We start from the raw sequence: 456 nt of genomic DNA, 5'->3' as shown, positions 1-456 counted from the left end.
GTTGACGTGGTCGAGGGTCGACAGGGATCGTCGTTTTTTCTTGCTGGAGGCTGGAGATACCAAGTCGGCCAAGCGCAGGAGTGTGCCTTTGAACGACGCTGCGTTAGACGCCTTGGCCGTGCTGCGCGGCTGGGGCTTGCGACATGCTGCGGGGAATCCTTGGGTCTTTGGTCGGGGAGGGGACCAGCGTATTACAACCTTTCAGACTGGATTCGGGGCGGCTTGCGAGAGGGCGGGGATTTCAGATTTCCGAATCCACGATATGCGGCACACCTGCGCGAGCTGGCTGGTCATGGCCGGTGTGCCGCTGATGGTGGTTAAAGACCTGCTAGGCCATTCATCGGTGACAGTGACGGAGCGATACGCGCACCTTGCGCCAGACCAGATACAAAGCGCTGTGCAGCGTCTGCTACCTTTCTGATGCGTCGCCGGAAGTACTGCCCTCCGAAGGCAGGG

Annotated in this window: 1 protein-coding gene; it reads left to right on the top strand. The window is 60.3% G+C overall.

Features of this window, described 5'->3' with window-relative positions:
* Window positions 1–421 (top strand): site-specific integrase (locus tag OR16_RS39040; RefSeq protein WP_043423211.1); only part of this gene is annotated, 421 nt, incomplete at its 5' end.
* Window positions 422–456: the final 35 nt, after the last annotated feature.

Source organism: Cupriavidus basilensis OR16 (genome assembly GCF_000243095.1).
Classification (GTDB): domain Bacteria; phylum Pseudomonadota; class Gammaproteobacteria; order Burkholderiales; family Burkholderiaceae; genus Cupriavidus; species Cupriavidus basilensis_D.
The sequence above is the reverse complement of the archived record's forward strand: the minus strand, read 5'-3'. Positions and strand labels throughout refer to the sequence as shown.